Raw genomic sequence first — 19293 nt, 5'->3', positions numbered from 1 at the left:
TTTAATTATAGAATGTCGAGATTTTCAATTCCGGACTGGGTTAAAGAAAATTTATTTGAATATAAAGGAGTAGATGATTTAAGCCCGGATTTTTATAAAGGCGTATCAGAAAGATTTAAAAAATTTCATCATCCTGAACCTGAAGTATCAGTTGTAATTCCTGTATGGAATGAAGAACTGAATATTGCACACACCATTTATACTCTCTCCAAATTAGAAACAAAATATCCTACTGAAATAATTTTTGTAAATAATAACTCTACTGATAGAACTCAGGAGCTTTTAGATCGCTGCGGAGTGAAATCTATTTTTAATCCGAAGCAGGGTATAAGTTATACAAGGCAAATGGGTCTTGAAACTGCTAAAGGTAAATATTATCTGAGCGCTGATAGTGATTCGTTATATCCGGTAACATGGATTGATGCTTACGTAGATGTTCTTAAAGATGAATCTGTTGCAGTTGCTTACGGACCTTACTCTTTTATTCCTCCCGGTACTACTTCGCGATTTTCGATGGGAATTTATGAAATTGTTTCTGAAACTCTGTTTGCATTAAGAAGAAAAAGAAGAGGGTATTTAAATGTAATGGGATTTAATTCAGCATACAGAAGAGAAGATGCATTAAAAGTCGGCGGTTATAATCTGAACAGAACAATATGGGAAGACGGATGGATGGCTTTTCAGTTAATGAACTACGGTAAAATTCAATATGTAAAACATGGCGCAAGAGTCTGGACAGAAGCAAGAAGATTAATGGCAGATGGTTCAATATGGGGTGCAGTGAAACGAAGAACTAAAAAAGAAATTTCCAGAATTTATGAATACATATTTCATAAGCCGCAGAAAGTAGATTAACTTTTACTTCTCTTAGCTCCGTAAAAGATAAGGAGCGTTCCTATAAAAACAATTACCACTCCAATTATTTCTGCAAAGCCGAAAACATCTGAGAGATGCAATCCGTTCTGAGGAGTTGCTCTTAATAATACCACGTCGTTATAATCTGTCGGCATTGGTACAATAATTAAAGCGAATCCGATTATGTTTAAAATTATTCCAATGACAATTGAAATAATTTTCGATAGTCTTCTTTTCAATACATACTTAAAAGCTTCGTCACTATCTACATAATTATCTTCCAATAGAACTATAAACTCATCAAGTGCAGCGGGATCTCTTTCACCGGATCTTACATCTACATCTTCAAACGATTTTAATCTTTCTTCTATTGGGGCTTTAGAAGCGGGAGCGTTATTTTTCATTGTTGCAATTTAGCAGATATTATGAATATAAAAAATGTTATTTAGTAAGTATTTTTGCGATTTTCATACGTCTAAAAGTATTGAATTTTCAATCTAAAAATTTTAGGTTTACCAAACAAATTTTTCTATGAAAAAGTACTTACTCTTTGCAGTTTTACCCTTCATTTTAATTTATTCAAATTCATTTTCTCAGGGTTTGAACAGCATAGCAACTCCCGATGGAGTTAACGTTATTGCAGTCGGCGATAACGGAAATGTTTTACGCTCATCGAACGGAGGAACAACCTGGTCAAAAAATATAATTCCCGGTTATAACTTTAAATACATTGCTGCATATGACAGTACAGTATTTGCTGTTAGTGATAACGGAAAAGTTTTTAAATCCAAACCCGGAAATAATCCTTTGAATATTTCCAACGTCAGTTCTGTTTCTTTAAATTCAGTGGCAATTATTGATGATATGAATGCATTTGTCTGTGGAAACGGCGGAGAAGTTTACTGGACTACGAACGGTGGAGCATCATGGAGTTTAAGAAATTCAGGCATACCTAATACAGTAAAATTAAATTCAATTTCATTCTCCGGTAATCTTAACGGAGTTGCTGTAGGTGATGGCGGAGCAATTTATGTAACTGTAAATGCAGGTTTGACATGGATTTCATATCCTTCTACAACTACAAGGAATTTAATTAAGGCAAGATATTTTGCAGGAGGTATTTGCGTAGTTGGTGAGTACGGAATTTGTTTAATGAAAACAGGCACCGGAAGTTTTTCCCAAGTAAATATGAGAATTGTAACAGATATAAGAGGAGTTACAGGAACGGATATAGATAACATAAGGGTATGCGGCGGCGGCGGTTTTATAAGAAATAATACATCCGGTAGCAGTAAGTTTTTAAAATTTGAAGTTAATCCCATGATGGCTAATCTTGTAGATATTCTGTATTACAATTCTACAATAGGTTATGCAGTCAGCAGCATGAACGATGCAATAATAAAAACAACTAACGGCGGCGCTAACTGGAATCTTACAGCAGGCGCAACAGCAACATATACATGGTCAACAAAACTCACAGCTTCAGGCAGTATAGGTAATACTCTTTGCCCGCATCCGAATAACAGAGATGCAATGTTCGTTGTTTACAACACTGCAATTTACAGAAGCTCTAACAGAGGTGATAACTGGACACAGATTGGTACTATTGCAGTTGCAGGACAAACACTTTCAAGGACACATTCATTCTATGTTAATCCTATTGATACAAATATAATGGTTGCGGCCTGCGAATCTTCCACAGACGTAGTTGTAAAATCTACTAACTACGGAGCTAACTGGACAGTTTCAATAGCAAGAAATTTCAGTTCTTACGGTCAGCCATTAGAGCAGGACCAGAATGCACCTAACAGATATTATTATGTACCTGACGGGGGCGGATTTTATAAATCAACAGATTACGGTTCTACATTTACACAAATCAGCACTTTCCCGTTTGTAAGTCCATGCGATATAGCAGTAATGTATGATAGCGCAAACGTTCTTTATGTTGGCGAAAGCAGTTCATCCAGAATATATAAATCAACGGATTCCGGTGTTAACTGGTCATTACGTATGACATACAGCGGAAGTGAAATTCCATCCATTGCGAACAGTATATTTGATAAGTCAATAGGGTATGCTACAACATTTTCAACACCTGTATATAAGACAACTGATTACGGTGATACCTGGACAAACATTTATACCATGAGCGGTTCAGGCTGGGGTTCAGATATTTGCCGTGAAGACCCTAATGTTTATCTCACAGGCACATACAGCGGTTCTACAGGCTATTCGACGACTAACTCAGGTGCTTCATTCTTTACGAGCAATATTACTACAGGAGCCGGCGCGGGTATAATTGTAATGGAAAAAGCATATATGTTAGCGCAACAGACAACTAATCTTCAAAAGCTTTCAATAGCATATAATGTAATTACAAGGGCAGAAGAAACAACAGTCTCTACAAATATTCCAACGAAGTTTGATTTGTATCAGAACTATCCGAATCCGTTCAATCCGTCTACTAATATTAAATTTGATTTAGTAAGAAGCGGTAGTGTAAAATTAGTAGTGTACAATGAAATGGGAAGGGAAGTTGAAACATTACTCGAAGGCGTAAGAAATGCAGGAAGTTACGAAGTGAAATTTGATGCATCTTCATTAGGTTCAGGAATATATTTCTATAAACTTGTAACAGAGAATGGTTCTGTAACTAAAAAAATGCTATTAGTTAAATAGTAAATATTTTATATATCAGTTTAATGCCGGTGGTATTGAAAAATGCCATCGGCTTTTTTATGAGGTAACAACGTTTTTATTTAATGGCATCTAAAAGAAAAGTATTAGCAATAGTAGGGCCTACTGCATCAGGAAAAACAAAACTTGCAATTGAAACCGCAAAACAACTCGAGGGGGAAGTTATTTCCGCCGATTCCAGGCAAAACTACAAGCATATTCCGGTATCCACAGCAACACCATCAATTGAAGAAAGACAGGGAGTTAAACATTATTTTCTGCAGGAATTAAATTTGACAGAAAAGTTTACAGCAGGTGAGTTTGGTAAAGCCGGGCGTAAACGAGTTGATGAAATTTTTGATAGAGGAGTGCAGCCAATAATCTGCGGCGGAAGCGGATTATATATCCGTTCACTTATCGACGGATTTTTTGAAGAGGAAGTGCATGATGAAAATGTAAGAAAAAATCTTTATCAGCTTTTAAAAGATAAAGGCAAAGATTTTATTTATAATGAACTGAAAGAAATTGATAAGATTGCAGCATCAACAATGCTGCCTTCAAATACCAGAAGAATCATACGCGCACTTGAAGTATATTTTGCCAGCGGAAAAAAAATGTCGGAGTTACAGCAGCAGAAAATCGAAATCAATTTCAGAACAGTGCAGGTAGGGTTATATCTAGAAAGAAAATTTTTATATGAAAGAATTAATAAACGTGTAGATGAAATGATTGAAAACGGACTCATAGATGAAGTTGAAAGATTAAAAAGCAACGGATATCACTGGCAGACATATAACTCGCTAAATACAGTGGGAATTAAAGAAGTGTTCGGCTATCTTGAAGGACAGCTTGATTATAAAGATATGGTAGAGCTGATAAAACAGAATACACGCAGATATGCTAAACGACAGATGACATGGTTTAAAGCCGATACCAGAATCCTTTGGCTGGAAGTAACTGAAGAAAAACCAATCGAAGAGCTCACTCATGAGGCATTATATCTCTTCAAAAATAATTAATTAAAATATTTTTAATTAATTTCACATCTTTGAAACTTTTTAAAACTGTTGCGTAGAACAAGAGAAAAAACAGTTTTTGCATTTCTCTCTACCCTCGCATTTTAAAACCTTAAATAAAAAGGTATGAAAATTATCTATTGCTTGTGCTTAAAGAAGCACTATATTTTGTTTGGAATCGCTTTATTAACAGCAATATTTTTTTCGAAGGGTATGTATGCGCAAACTCAAAGTCTTTCACCTTCCACGCCTTCCATTGATGGCCATATAAACGAATCAGAATGGTCAGATGCAAAAGTTTTTAATAATTTTTATGTCACAATTCCTAAAACTAACGAAAAATTTTATGACAGCACTGTAGTATATATTAAGCAGACAAAAGATGCATTATGGTTTGCAATAAAATACTGGCCAAAAGGTAAAGTAATTTCAAAATCACTTATAAGAGACCAAAGCACTGAAGAGGAAAATGAATTTTTTATACTTCTTGATTTAGAGAATAAAAGACAGAACGGATATATTTTCGTATTTAGTTTTTTGAATAATCAGAGGGACATGCAGGTCTATAATGTGAATAACAAATCTTCACAATGGGATTGGGTCTGGTACTGCAAATCTACTATATCTAAAGAAGCAAAAGACGGCCAGCCGGGATATATTGAAAGCGAAATAAAAATTCCTGTAGAGAAACTTCAGAACAAAAATGAAAAGCAGATTGGAATAGATATGCAGCTATTCTCATATAAACCGGATGGAAGCTATTATTATTATAATTTAATACCTGATGCAGAACTATTATCTCTAAAAAATCTTTATACCTATGATTTAAAATTTCCTTTTGAGGAAAAACTTAATATAAGCTTCAATGCAACTCCGTATTTAGTGGCAAACAGATTTAATGATTCCGTATATAAAGGAACATTCGGCGGGGAGTTTAATCTATCGCTTGATAAACATAAATTGAAAACTACTATTAATACTGATGAATCTACCTTAGAAGCAGACCCCTTCAGGTTTTCATTCTATAACAGGGCTATTTTCCTTAACGAGAAAAGAACTTTCTTTAGCAAAGACTTAGATATATACAGCTCACCGATAAATTTATTTTACACACGCTCAATCGAAAACATCGATTATGGTTTTAACTACACATACCGCAGTGATAAATTTAAAGCGGGAGCTATCTTTGTTCAGAGTGATCCGCTCTCTGACGGAAATAAAAATAAATATCTTATAGCGCGTCCAAGATATTATGCGAATGATTTCAACGTGGGCGGAATGTATGTTCATTCAGATAACAAAGGTGATGATTATAAAGAGGACATTTTAAGTTTTGACGGATTTTACAGATTTCCTTTAAACCGTGTAAGACTCGGTGTACAATATGCAAAAAGCTTTAATGAATATGCAGGGGATGTAAGTAAACAAGGTGATGCTTATAATATTTATGGTTACTATCAATCAGATGACGCAGGCGGTCCATATGCTGACTGGGGATATAACAGAGTAAATAAAGATTTTCAGGCTTCGACATCTTTTACAGGTGTAACAGGAAATCCCGATAATTTCGACCAGCTAAATCTAAGCGGGGGATATAAATGGGTATTTAACCGCAACTGGTTTTCTGATGTAAGTTTCAATGGTTCATATTATAAGGATAGGCAATTAGCCGATGATTTTATCAATCAGGAAAGTTACGGTGCAAATTTGAATTTTAAGTTGAACGGATTAATAAGAATGAACGCGAATTTCAGCATCAACAGGCCAAACGATTACGACCAGAATGGTAATTTAATCGTCCGTGAAAATATGGGTCAGGAATATTCGGCAAACTTTATATTCGGAAATAACGGTGGTTATGTCGGCTATTTCTTTGGTCCATATTACGGGTCATTTATAAAGAATCCATACTTTGGAATGAACTTTATTTTATTTGATAAATTTGCTGTGAATGGAAGTGTAAATTATCTTGATTATTTTGATGTTAAACAGACTATAATAAATGCCCGATTTGATTTCAAAGTATTTGATAAATTTTTCATCCGTTCTTTTTACAGAAAAGATAATTACACACGCCAATCTTTATTAAATACTTTGTTCCAGTACGAATTTTTTGCGGGAAGTAATGTATATTTTGTTTTAAACCTATCTGGTGAGAGACTTGAAAAAACCAGCAAGTATTTTAAAGTAGGGTATGAATTTAATTTTTAGAAATATTCAGTTGAACGTAAAAAACAGGTATAATATTAATACTTTTTTCAATAATATTTTTTATTATATTGAAACACTACTAAAAATGTACCCTCATTCATATTCCCTTATTTATATTAACTTTTATAATACTTAACTAATATTTTATTAACCTTAAAGGAGAAAAACCTTGAAAAAAATTATTTTTCTATTTTTAATTACAGCATTTGCTGCAGCCGGCTTTAGCCAGGATAAGCATGCAAAAGCTTTAACAACAGCTCTTGAAGACGGAAATGCGCCTACAAGAATGTTTGTTCCGCCTTCCATGACGGATAATGTTGCTCCTCCATTTTCAATTGCCGGTGCTGACGGTTTCTGGGATTACGTTACAAACGGTGCCAATATGCAAAATATAGCTGTGTATGGCGATACCGTTATAGTAGCATATGCAACTTGCGATTCTACAGATGCATTAGGTGCTACAACAAGATTAGCATACTACATTGTAAGTTACAATGGCGGTACAACATGGGATGCTCCGCTTGTTGTTTCATCACTTCCAAACAGAAGTGCATATCCTGAAGTTCATTCATATATTTCAGGTGGTCAAAGAAACGTTGTTATTGCCGGAAGAAAATACAATGGCACAAACGGCGCTAACTCAAGAGGCGGTGCATGGAAAGATGCATTCTTCGGTCTTGGTTCATTCTCAGGGGCAAACGTTCCTTTAGAAGGTAGAGATTTCTTCGGTGCTTACCAAAATGGTAATACTGTAGGCGGTTTATTCAGCGTTCCAAACGGAACGGTTGAAGATACTTTATTCTACAACAAATATGATGCAAGCACAAATTCATTCGGAACAAGATTAAGAGTTGCAAATCCGGGTTCAGCCCAGATTGGAGCTAACTCACGTTACAGAATGGCAGCTGATCAAACAGGAAATAATTTAGTAGCTGTTTGGTATAAAGACTCAACAGGAACCGGTTTCTCTAAAATGATGGCTGCAACATCAACAAACGGCGGTACAAGCTTTAACACTCCATTTGTTATTCAGATGGCAAGAGGTTTAAACTCTGTTCTTGCACCCGGCGATACTTGCGGACCATGGTTCGGTATAGATGCAGCTTTCAAACCCGGCACTTCAACATACAGTGTTGTATGGAGCACATTATTCCCAACTGCAACAGGTCTTTCATCAGGAGATAATGGTGGCTGTAAAATATTATTCTACTCACCAAATATTAATGGTGGAGTTCCAACAATAGTTGCAGGTAAACAAAACATGACCATCATGTCTGATACAGCTCAGTTCAATAACAGACAAGCTCTTCAAGTTGGTGTTACACCTGTATCACATCCTTCTATTGCTTATTCAGCTGATGGTTCTATGATTTATTGTGCATTCTCTGCTTTCCAACCCGGAGACTCAGCAGATACTTTTACATACAATGATATCTGGTACACATATTCTGCAAACGGTGGTTTAACATGGGCAACTCCTACAAATTTAACAAATTCACATACTCAAGACGAATTATATCCAACGATCTCATTAACAGGAAATTCAAATACATCATTTAACATTCACTATATTTCAACAAAAGGACCGGGAAGTTCAAGCTTCACAGATAATGCTCCTGTATACAGAGTAAATCAATGCTTCCAGAAAGTCGCTATAACTGCTGTTAATAATATATCAACAACAGTACCGGATAAGTTCTCATTAAAGCAAAATTATCCAAACCCATTTAATCCTACAACATCTATTAGATTTGACGTAGTTAAATCTTCAAAGATGTCATTAAATGTTTATGATGCAACCGGAAAATTAGTACAGACATTACTTAACAACGAAGTTGTTCCTACAGGAACAAATGAAGTTGTGTTTGATGCTGGTAAATTATCAACTGGTGTTTACTTCTACACCTTATCTTCAGATAATTTCAGAGAAACAAAGAAAATGATGCTCGTAAAATAGCCCTTTTAGTACCTTTACTAACAATATATAGACCTGTCGGAGTGATTTACCGACAGGTCTTTTTTTTGCACAAATTTTAAAATTAATATGTAATTTTGGTTAAGTTAATTTCAAAAATGTCTTTCAAAATTAGATAATAAATATTATCTTAACTCAACTTAACCTTCACTGAAAAAGAGTTTGAAATTATTCCGGATTTTCTGCGCCCTCATCGCAATTCTCCTTACAATTGTATCGGGTTGTCAGATTAAAGATTTCGTATCTCCCGAATACGATATCGATGCAAATCTCCCCTTTATAACTAGATTTTATTCCGTCATGTCAATGCTTAAAGGAAATCAAAATGTTTACATTGATTCTTTAAACAATGATGTAGTATTGACTGGAAACGTACACAGCAAAGACGACCTTGCCAATAATATTAAATTTAAAGGTGTTAATATTTCAAACAATGTTGTTCTATACAACCGTGATACTATAATTAGTTTGAAGTTTGATGATTCAAGCGCAGTCAGAAAAGCATATTTTCTTGATGGCACTTTAAATCTCAGATTCAATAATAACAATACTGTTCCGTATAATGTTGTGCTTAGAATTCAAAATTTGAAAAGCCGTACATCTAATTTACCTTTTCAGGTTTCAGGTGTTATACCGGTAAATTCTACTATTCAGCAATCGCTAAATCTTTCTGGCTATTATATAGATAATGGAACTTTACTTTCAAACAAACTGGATTTTTTTGTAAGCACTTCTTCCTCACAGTCAATTGGATTTGGAAGTTTCGATTATACAGTCACTCCTACACAGTTAAGTTTTGTTTCAGGCAGGGTAAAACCAGAACCTTCGTTAGCTATTTTGGATTCTATTGACGGACCACTTGGAACAAATGCTCCGAATCAACCTTTGACAATCTCAGCTGTTAAGAAAGCACAAATTTCGGTACGAAATTATATTTCGACTCAAATAGATTTTAAGAAAGCTTATTTTTATGGATACAATAAATCTGCAGGAACAACTAAAAGATTATTTTTTGACTATGACGGTAACGGAACATTGGATTCATTTTACAATGTTTCAATTCCTGCAAGAACTTCCTCAGGTGCATTTGGAGAGAAAATTTTAAATATAACTACGGGCAACAGTAACATTCTTGAGTTCATGGGAAACGTTCCTGATAAAATTATTTTTGTAAGGGACCAATATATAAATTTAAATAATCAGGATGTCAGTCTTGATGTAAAAGACAGTATTGAGACATTTTTTAATGTTGAAATTCCTCTGAGATTTCAATCTACACTGTATAACTCTTATCATGATACTTCAAAATCAGGATTTACAAAAAAGCAACTGGAAGATGTTGATAAATCTTACAGCTTAAAAATTACTACAACAATTACTAACGCAATCGCTCTGAAGTTAAAGGCTAAAGTCACTGTAACAGATTCATCTGGTCATCCGTTACTCTATCTTACAGGCCAATTTCCAAATCAGGAGCCCGATTCATTTTATGTGGTTGAAGCTGCAGATGTTGGACCTGACGGCTCAGTGCTTCCCGGAGGTCAGAAGACAAAACAAATTGAGATCGAAATTAATCGTGAAAACATACAAAGTATAAAACAATATGGGCGAGTTTACATTGAATTAAAGTATATCACTAATCCGAATGCAGGAATTATTAGATTAAAAGGTGATGATTATGCATACGTACGAAGTCAGGGAGTCTTGCAATACAGAGTTGTTCAGGGAAGAGAAGGAGGAACACGATGAAGAAATTAATTTTGATAATTTTATTTTTATATTCTTCAATTTCATACTCTCAATACTCAGATAATGTCAGAAGTCTTTCCATGGGAAGAACAGGTGTTGCCAGCTCATACAATATAGATGCTTTAAATTTAAATCCTGCAAATCTTTCTTTAGTTAAACCTAAAGATAAGACAAGAATTTATATTAACGGAATGACTACCGGGGGATATATGATGAACAGCAAATTTCTCACAATAGATTTTTATAATAAGTATTTTACTGGCGACGGAAGCGGCAATGCGAAATACTGGACTACTGCGGATAAAGAAGATATTCTCAGCAAGTCTAAAAATTCTGAGTTAGGAATGGGACTTGGCTATAAATTTGTTTCTGCTGCTTTTAAGATTCCTAAAGCCGGGGTTCTAGGATTTTCTTTTGAAGACAAAATTTTCGGCAAATCATTTTTACCCGAAGAAATGCTTAGGCTTACTTTATTCGGCAACGAAATAAATAAGACTTATGATTTTTCACAGTACAGACTTGAACTTTCATGGATTCGCCAGCTCAATATTTCATATGCAAATACGTCCAAGACTTTTTTAAAAAGTATGTTCAAACAATTTGCTTGGGGAGTTTCGCTAAAACCACAGTTTGGGTATTACTATATCGGGATAAAAAGTAACGACTTAAATTTTTCTACAAATGATTCTGCACAGATAACAAGCCATGGAGCAGTTACTTTCCTTCGTTCATCAATAAGACCCGATGATAAAATTGAATACCCGGGACTTGGCAGACTCGCAGGGTTCGGCTGGGGATTCGATATAGGTATGAACGGGAAAATTAATGAACGTTGGTCAGTGGGAATGAGCATAACAGATATCGGATATATGAACTGGTACGGAAACAACTATGAATATAAATATGCAGGGGAGTTTGTTGTAACTGACCTTGCGAAATCAGAACAGCTTGATTCACTTCGTAATTTAATCAATGGTCAAAAAACATACATCAGCGCATTTCAAAAAATGCTGCCAATGACTTTACGGCTTGGAGTTAATTACAAAATTTTTAAAAATATTTTTGGAGTTAAGGCTGATTCACTTTCTAAAGAACTTGTTTCTATCTCGCTGGACTATATTCAGGGATTATCAAAGAATGCAGCAGGAAGTTCAACCGTTCCTACTATAGGTGCCGGGGCAGAATTTTTCCTCTCACAGTTTTTTATTCCGCGTATAGGATTTATTGCCGGTGGCACTGAAGGATTTCTTGTTTCGCTCGGAGCAGGATTAGATACAAAGTATATACTCTTCGACGTAGGAACTCATAATATCGCAGCTATTACGGATGTAAACAATGCTTCTAAATTTTCTTTCGGTGTAAATCTTAAACTAAAACTGTAGAATTCGGTTGATAGTTGTCAGTTGCTGGAAAAGTATTCTTCCTAATAACTGACAACTAGAAACTAAGAACTAATGAATCCTTTAACCTCTTCAACATTCATCTGATTTCCTTCAACAATTAATTTGATATAACCTGTATTATCAAATCTACCTGTTAAGACTTTTTCATACTCGCCATAGCCAAGCTCAAGTAAAAGAGCTTTCATGTACCCTCCATGGCTAAGCGCTAATAAAGTCTTACCTTCATTCATTCCACTTGTTTCAGATATAAAAGTACTGAATCTTTTCCAAAGCTCTTCATCGTTTTCTATGTCATCTGAAATTTTATATGAGCGTCTTTCTTCATGTGGAAGCTTTTTAAGAAGTTCATAACCTTCGATATAGTGTTTATACAAATCATCATATGAACGCATTTCGTAAGTGCCAAAACATCTTTCACGTAAATGGGTTGTTGTATTAAGTTTTATCTCCCTGTCTTTAATTATAATTTCGGCTGTTTGTTTTGCCCTGCCAAGGTCGGATGAATATGCAGTATGAAACGGAATTTCAGATAACTGTTCACTTATCAGTTGCGCCTGTTCAAGTCCTTTTTCTGTTAAAGGTGAATCTGAGTGCCCCTGTATTATTAACTTAATGTTTCCTTCAGTTTCGCCGTGACGGACGATGTAGTAAGTAGTTTTCATTTTATAATTAGCATTAAACAATTTTCAAAAAACTTTTGGTACAACCAGGAAATTGTTAATTACTAATTATTAATTGCTCAAGGTATTTTTCTTTAAGCAAGGGAGTAATTCTGTATCTGTCATCTTTAAACTCATCATTCATTTTTAAGAGAACATGATATATCAAATCTAAACCGATTCTCTTGCTCCACTCTATAGGTCCGTATGGATAGTTTGTTCCGAGCTTCATTGCTGTATCTATATCAGCTTCGTTAGATGTGCCTTCCTGCCAGACCAAATATGCTTCGTTAATGATAAGTGAGATTATTCTTAAATGTATCAATCCCGCTCTGTCAGTTGCAACATGGACTTCCTTGAAATACTCAAGCCATGTCTTCACTTTAGGGAATATATGCTCATCTGTAATATGAGTTTTGGAAATCTCCATTCCTTTCAGCTCAGAAAAAGTAGGGTAGAGAGCAGCGCCGATAATGCGCTCAGGTCTCCAAGATTCCACGCTTTGCTCAAGCACAGGTATGCAGAGCGAAGATGAAATTACGGGAGTGGTTGCATCGTAATTATCATCAATATATTTCAGATTATTGAATTTTATCTCTCTGTTTATATTAGTAGTTTCGAAAATGATATCCGGGAATTCCTTGGAAGTTTTGGTAAGGATGGAATCGGCATAGAACATATGCTTAATTTCAGTGTTCAGTTTTTCGTTTTCGCCCAGTATTAATATTTTCTTCATTTATATTGAAAAAGCTTAAAATTAATTGAAAAAAACAGAATTAAAAGAGTTTTTAGATAATCTTTATCATAAATATCATAAAAAGCAGTCATCAAAAGATCCCATTTGGACACTCCATAAGTTCAAAAATGAGCGGGATATTGAGATTGCCGGACTGATTATCTCATCTTATGCCTATGGCAGGGTGGACCAGATAAATCAGTTTACACATCGTTTTTTCGAAGCAATTTCATGGAATCCTTACGAATTTACCATTAATTATTCGGAGATTAAAGACAAAAAGAGACTCAAAGGGCTGTATTATAGATTCAATGACGAAAAAGACCTTTCAAATCTGATTCTTGGAATTCAAAAAGCTGTGATAAAATACGGCTCATTAAAGAATTTATTTTTGCAGTTATACAACACAGATGAAGTAAATATTACTATTCCATTGCAGTTCTTTTCACAGAGCATAACTAACAATAAAATATATTACTTATTGCCTGACATCTCAAAACATTCAACTGCTAAGAGATTGAATATGTACATGCGCTGGATGGTACGTAAAGATGATATTGATTTGGGTATCTGGTCGGATAAAATCAGTGCTTCAAAGCTAATTATGCCCGTCGATACCCATGTTTATAAAATCGCTCAGAAGCTGAAGCTGGTTAAACGGAAATCATGTGATATTAAGTTTGCAATCGAGCTGACTGAAAAGCTAAAAGAATTCGACGCCAATGACCCTGTGAAATATGACTTTGCACTTTGTCATTTAGGAATAGACGGCAGGGAATTATGAATTCTGAATTATAAATTATGAATTACTAACATACTTATACTTGTAAGATATCATATGCTGTGCATTCATAATTCAGCATTCATAATTCATAATTATTCTGTAAGAACTATATCCGTTATCCCATTCACCTTTGCAAATTCTAGTGCCTCAGCTTCTGTATCAAATGATTTATAACCTTCAAATTCATACATTGATTTATAACCTAAAATGGTTAATTCAATCATCTGATGCACCATTCCTGTGGGATAAAAAAAGATTTTTAATACCCAATATTTTACGGGAGTTGCATTATACTCTTCCTGATTAAATTTCTGCTTGGGATAATACTTCATTTTACGAATAATAAGCTGCGTCATTCCCATTGGCGGGGGATTTATTAATGCTTCGTCAATGCTCGGTGTGTTAGGATTCAGATATGAATAATCTCTGATTATTTTCAATTCAACAGAACGTTTATCCGATGTCAGGGCTTTAGGAAATCCGGAAACAATATAGGCGCCGGCGCCGCGCCACACTATATCATTTATTTTAAGTACGATTTGCTTCACCCGCAATTCTCCTTCTGCGTTATCAATAATCGCAGAATCAGCAGTAACACTTTTTACAGTCCATTTTTGTTTTCCCAGATTATATTCACCACCTGAACTCATAAAAAAACTTTCTGCCGTAGGTGCTTGAATCTCTTGATCGATTTCAGTAAGTAACGATACTTTTCCTTTTGCGCTGCTGTTCAGCCCGTACTTACTGATTGACATTACTACATAGCGGCATTTGTCAATATAAATTGTGTCACGGGATTTATATCCTCCGGTTATTGGTTTGGAGTTCTTCTCTCTCAAAACAGATATGTCTGCTTTTATCCGGCCGTTGTCTATCCAGATACCATCGATGCGGAGAGTCCTCCCGCAGACTTCAACATCACTGCCTTCAGTCAAAGTAATATCCTGACCAAATAAAAACAGGGGAGTGAGAAGTATTAGTATTAGAATTAATTTCATAGTGATAGTTTTATATAAAATAAGAGTGTAATACTTGTGTTTAAAGGTGAAACTTCATTCTCTTTATTCGTTATTCATTTCGATATTTAACACCTGATAAAATTGTAACATTATTGTAACATTTTATTCGCGAGTGTATAAAAGTAACATTATTGTCACATTTCTTTCCGACCCTCATTCCCAACTGCCTGTCCCGCTTTAGCGGGATCCTCGTTGGGAATGTCACATTATTGTAACATTTTCCTCTTGGTCTTCTCTATTTCTCTTTCCCAATCCGCCGCGGCGGACTGTTTGGGAAAGAATTGTCCGCGAAACTCTGTTTCGCATTGAAACCCCGCATCAAGTGCGGGACAGGCTCCGTCCAATCACAAGTTCCGTCCCAAACAGGGGTTTGGGACGGAGTACACAGACAAATGAAGAATTTTTCAAAAATTGATGGATTTTTGACGGATTTTGAAAAATAAATATTGATTTTACAATACACAAGTTTTTTAGAAATCCGTCAATTGAAAACCTGTGATGGATTTTATTACTCTTGTTCCGATTGTCACATTATTGTCACATTTTATATTTGCCGGCAAACACCCCTCCCTTTCGCTTCGCGAAAGTACTCCCCTCAAGGGGAGAGTTTTGTGTCCTTGTTCCAATGTAACATTTTTGTCACATTTTAAAATTGCCACGGCTTTTAAGCCGTGGAGTAAAAATCATTCCAGTAAATGGCTTTAGCCAAAATAATTATTTGCCCTAAAGGGCATCATAAGGTTAGTCTATTTAGTCCACGCGTTAAAACGCGTGGCAATTAAAAGTAAAATCTGTGACGGATTTCTGGGCGAAGCCCAGTCCCGTCTTTAGCGGGATTTTAGCTCGCACTCTCAGCACAAATATAATAAGAATAGAAATTTATTCAAAAGGATTATTACCTATTAGTAGGAATGGTTCGAATTATGAATTATGAATGTAGAATTATGAATTGAGAAATACTAAATACACCACGCTTGTCATTCCCGCGAAGGCGGGAATCCAATCAGCATTAGTAAAATTTTTGTTTGTCGTTGTTGGTGTTTTCACCAACAACTTCTAGCATTGTGGTTGTTGGTCAGAAGACCAACAACGGCTGGAAGAATGGAAATTTATTCAAAAGGATTGTTACCTATTAGTAGGAATAAGGTGATTAATTTAATAAATTTTTGTACTCTTGCTGGTCTGGATATAATTCGATTAATTCTTTCACTGTCGAAGTTGCTCTACTAAAATCTCCTAAAAGTTTTAAAATCTTTATCTTTAATAAATACGCTTCTTGATAATACGAATTAATTCTTAAACTGGCATCTAACTCCAATAATGAATCTCTTAACTTTCCAGTTTCAAAATAACATTTTGCAAATATTAAATAAACTTCTTTATCCAAAATTAAATCAGAGGGAAGCTTTGATGTATTAACTGCATATTTGTCAATAATTCTAACATATTGTCCTTTATCGAACATTTTTTTTAATTTGGCTTTATTAAATTTAATATGTCGTTTATAAACCCAGACTATAAACATTATTAACATCAGTGCTAATGCGTTTGCAAGTGCCTTACTCATATAATTTAATTTATATTTTTAATTTTTTTGAAGTATGAGATTTTTGTAAACCTAATCAAAATCATTGGTAGAATTTGTTTCTTCCTCTATACCATATTTGATGTATTTTATAGACTTTTCATTGACTGTTGCTTGTTTTATAAAAAAATCATCACTAAAATCCTCCCGATCTACTTTATATTTTAGTTTTATTCCAGAATTTGAAAAGTAAAATGATACAATATTATCATAAACAATATTATCACGGGTAATAATTTTTGCATACATAACAAGATGGCATACTAAATATCTTCTATCATGATTATGAAAGTCAAATGCAACATCTATTTGCTCTTCGATCGAATTGTATAATGACGTTTTAACATAATCAGAATCACAATTTAATAAACAAAGTTTTTCATCTTCCATAAAGAAATATAGGACTTCATAAAAATAGAAAATAAAAAAGCCCTCTATAAATTAAAAGGGCTTTACTTGAGAATCTTTCTTTGCACTATTTATTTGCTAACCATTTGTGCGTTTTCCAAATGTAAAATATCTTGGATTTCAAAGTTCTCATATCCTACATTATTTTTAGTAACTAGAATTAATTCAAAGCGTTTAAATAAGCGAAAAAAATCTTCCATTGAAAGACTTTCTTTTAAGCTAATTTCAATTGCGGAGGGTTTGCTTTCTGTGAAGTTTTCTTTGTCGATACATATGACTGATACTTCAAAATGGCCTTTATTACCTGAAAATATTTTGATACCAATTGGCTTATATTTCTCTGCATCATCTGTGTTCTTTACGAGAAGGTTCTTTAAATCCATTTCACCTTCACCATCTGCTGCAACTGTTCCCGTATATTTGTCGAATTGTACTCCAGCTTTCATAATTTTTAGTTTATTTATTTTAATTATTTTAATGTACAAAGCCCTTCCTGTTAACACAGAAAGGGCTTTGATTTGAATAAAATGTATCTGAATGACTATTAATACATATCACCCATGCCGCCGCCCATTCCTGGAGGCATTCCCATAGGAGCTTTGTCTTTTTCAGGTCTCTCTACGATTGTAGCTTCTGTCATCAATAACATAGAAGCAACTGAAGCAGCGTTTTCAAGCGCGACTCTTGTTACTTTTGTCGGATCGATAACACCGGCTTTTACCAAGTCTTCATATTTATCGCTGAAAGCATTGTAACCGTAGTTTACATCTTCCTTCTTTGTTTTCAGTTTTACGTTGTTAACGATAACTGAACCTTCCATACCTGCATTAGCAACGATCTGTCTTATAGGCTCTTCGATAGCTTTTCTTATAATTGCAACACCGAGCATAATATCGTGGTTATCGTCTTTGATTGCATCGAGTCTGTTGGCAACTCTTATAAGAGCAACTCCGCCGCCGGGAACGATACCTTCTTCAACTGCAGCTCTTGTAGCATGCAATGCATCTTCTACTCTTGCTTTCTTTTCTTTCATTTCAACTTCTGTAGCTGCGCCGATCTTCAATACAGCAACGCCGCCTGAAAGTTTTGCAAGTCTTTCCTGTAATTTTTCTCTGTCATAGTCAGATGAAGTTTTATCCATCTGTCCTTTTATTTCATTAATTCTTTTTTTGATGTCGCCTGCATCGCCTGCGCCTTCAACTATTGTTGTATTGTCTTTGTCGATAACAACTCTCTTTGCTGTACCAAGGTAAGCAACTGTTGCGTTTTCAAGTTTGTAGCCTTGCTCTTCAGAGATAACTGTACCCTTTGTAAGAGTTGCAATATCTTCAAGCATAGCTTTTCTTCTATCGCCAAAGCCCGGAGCTTTAACAGCAGCAACTTTAAGTGTGCCTCTTAATTTATTTACAACAAGTGTTGCAAGAGCTTCACCGTCGATATCTTCTGCAATGATTAACATGCTTCTGCCTGACTGTGCTGATTTCTCAAGAATCGGAAGAAGGTCTTTCATTGTAGAAATTTTCTTATCGTAGATAAGGATGTACGGATCTTCAAGCTCAGCTTCCATAGATTCCGGATTTGTAACGAAGTAAGGTGATAAATAACCTCTATCGAACTGCATACCTTCTACAACGTCAACATTTGTATCTGTTCCTTTTGCTTCTTCAACTGTGATAACGCCGTCTTTGCCGACTTTTTCCATCGCCTGTGAAATTAAATCACCGATGTAGTTATCGTTATTTGCTGAGATTGCGCCAACCTGTGCGATCTCTTTGCTGTCTTTAATAGGGGAGGAGATTTCTTTCAGTCCTGCAACGATTGCTTCAACTGATTTATCTATACCTCTTTTTAAATCCATCGGGTTTGCGCCTGATGTTACGAATTTTAAACCTTCACGGTAGATTGCTTGAGCAAGCACGGTTGCTGTTGTTGTTCCGTCACCGGCAACATCTGATGTTTTAGAAGCAACTTCTTTTACCATCTGTGCGCCCATGTTTTCAATCGGATCTTCTAATTCGATTTCTTTTGCTACTGTTACACCGTCTTTTGTTACTGTCGGTGCGCCGAATTTCTTATCTATAACTACATTACGTCCTTTAGGACCTAATGTAACTTTCACTGCATTTGCTAAGGTGTCAACGCCTTTTTTAAGCGAAGCTCTTGCATCTGCATCGAATGTTATTAATTTTGAAGCCATTATTTTATTATAAGTTT

Annotated in this window: 16 protein-coding genes; 8 read left to right on the top strand and 8 right to left on the bottom strand. The window is 35.0% G+C overall.

The window, feature by feature from the left end:
• Positions 1-12 precede the first annotated feature (12 nt).
• On the top strand, positions 13-855 hold the full coding sequence (locus tag JST55_13305; GenBank protein ID MBS1494486.1) for a glycosyltransferase: 843 nt from the start codon (positions 13-15) through the stop codon (positions 853-855).
• Here JST55_13305 and JST55_13300 read toward each other — a convergent pair.
• Entirely contained in the window at positions 852-1259 is a 408-nt protein-coding gene (locus JST55_13300) for a hypothetical protein (GenBank protein MBS1494485.1), read from the bottom strand. The two genes, JST55_13305 and JST55_13300, sit on opposite strands and share 4 nt — an antisense overlap.
• Before the next feature lie 127 nt (positions 1260-1386).
• Here JST55_13300 and JST55_13295 point away from each other — a divergent pair, with 127 nt between their 5' ends.
• The 6 genes from JST55_13295 to JST55_13270 all read left to right on the top strand — a co-directional run bounded on the left by JST55_13295 (position 1387) and on the right by JST55_13270 (position 11867).
• Positions 1387-3537: a T9SS type A sorting domain-containing protein gene (locus tag JST55_13295; protein MBS1494484.1), complete on the top strand. Its 2151-nt coding sequence runs from the start codon at positions 1387-1389 to the stop codon at positions 3535-3537.
• An 83-nt stretch (positions 3538-3620) separates the two neighbouring features.
• The gene (gene miaA, locus JST55_13290) at positions 3621-4553 is read left to right on the top strand and encodes a tRNA (adenosine(37)-N6)-dimethylallyltransferase MiaA (GenBank protein ID MBS1494483.1); all 933 of its coding nucleotides are present in this window, start codon (positions 3621-3623) and stop codon (positions 4551-4553) included.
• A gap of 123 nt (positions 4554-4676) precedes the next feature.
• Positions 4677-6761 (top strand): hypothetical protein, encoded by a 2085-nt coding sequence (locus JST55_13285; protein ID MBS1494482.1) that lies wholly within the window; start codon positions 4677-4679, stop codon positions 6759-6761.
• Positions 6762-6930: 169 nt separating this feature from the next.
• A complete protein-coding gene (locus JST55_13280) occupies positions 6931-8718 on the top strand; it encodes a T9SS type A sorting domain-containing protein (protein MBS1494481.1) in 1788 nt (595 codons plus the stop codon).
• 180 nt (positions 8719-8898) lie between these two features.
• Positions 8899-10485 carry a hypothetical protein gene (locus tag JST55_13275; protein ID MBS1494480.1) on the top strand — a complete coding sequence of 529 codons (1587 nt, stop codon included), beginning with the start codon at positions 8899-8901 and terminating at the stop codon, positions 10483-10485.
• The gene (locus JST55_13270) at positions 10482-11867 is read left to right on the top strand and encodes a hypothetical protein (protein ID MBS1494479.1); all 1386 of its coding nucleotides are present in this window, start codon (positions 10482-10484) and stop codon (positions 11865-11867) included. The genes JST55_13275 and JST55_13270 overlap by 4 nt, the downstream gene beginning before the upstream one ends.
• 62 nt (positions 11868-11929) lie before the next feature.
• On the opposite strand, the gene JST55_13265 is transcribed toward JST55_13270, so the two are convergent.
• Both JST55_13265 and JST55_13260 read right to left on the bottom strand, forming a co-directional pair.
• A complete protein-coding gene (locus JST55_13265) occupies positions 11930-12550 on the bottom strand; it encodes a histidine phosphatase family protein (GenBank protein ID MBS1494478.1) in 621 nt (206 codons plus the stop codon).
• Between the two features lie 55 nt (positions 12551-12605).
• The gene (locus JST55_13260) at positions 12606-13283 is read right to left on the bottom strand and encodes a hypothetical protein (GenBank protein MBS1494477.1); all 678 of its coding nucleotides are present in this window, start codon (positions 13281-13283) and stop codon (positions 12606-12608) included.
• Positions 13284-13308: 25 nt separating this feature from the next.
• Between JST55_13260 and JST55_13255 the strand changes: the two genes are divergently transcribed.
• Positions 13309-14067 (top strand): TIGR02757 family protein, encoded by a 759-nt coding sequence (locus JST55_13255; GenBank protein MBS1494476.1) that lies wholly within the window; start codon positions 13309-13311, stop codon positions 14065-14067.
• Positions 14068-14159: 92 nt separating this feature from the next.
• Here the strand turns inward: JST55_13255 and JST55_13250 are convergent, their stop codons facing one another.
• The 5 genes from JST55_13250 to groL form a co-directional block, all read right to left on the bottom strand.
• Entirely contained in the window at positions 14160-15065 is a 906-nt protein-coding gene (locus JST55_13250; protein MBS1494475.1) for a hypothetical protein, read from the bottom strand.
• Between the two features lie 1171 nt (positions 15066-16236).
• The gene (locus JST55_13245) at positions 16237-16653 is read right to left on the bottom strand and encodes a hypothetical protein (GenBank protein ID MBS1494474.1); all 417 of its coding nucleotides are present in this window, start codon (positions 16651-16653) and stop codon (positions 16237-16239) included.
• A gap of 51 nt (positions 16654-16704) precedes the next feature.
• Positions 16705-17061, bottom strand: coding sequence for a hypothetical protein (locus JST55_13240; protein ID MBS1494473.1), 357 nt, complete (start codon positions 17059-17061; stop codon positions 16705-16707).
• Positions 17062-17150: 89 nt separating this feature from the next.
• Positions 17151-17525 (bottom strand): hypothetical protein, encoded by a 375-nt coding sequence (locus tag JST55_13235; GenBank protein ID MBS1494472.1) that lies wholly within the window; start codon positions 17523-17525, stop codon positions 17151-17153.
• A 98-nt stretch (positions 17526-17623) separates the two neighbouring features.
• Complete coding sequence (gene groL / locus JST55_13230) at positions 17624-19276, bottom strand: chaperonin GroEL (protein MBS1494471.1); 1653 nt, start codon at positions 19274-19276, stop codon at positions 17624-17626.
• Between the last annotated feature and the right edge of the window lie 17 nt (positions 19277-19293).

Source organism: Bacteroidota bacterium (assembly GCA_018266835.1).
GTDB lineage: Bacteria > Bacteroidota > Ignavibacteria > Tepidaquicellales > Tepidaquicellaceae > JAFDZO01.
This window is presented reverse-complemented; position numbering and strand designations above follow the sequence as displayed.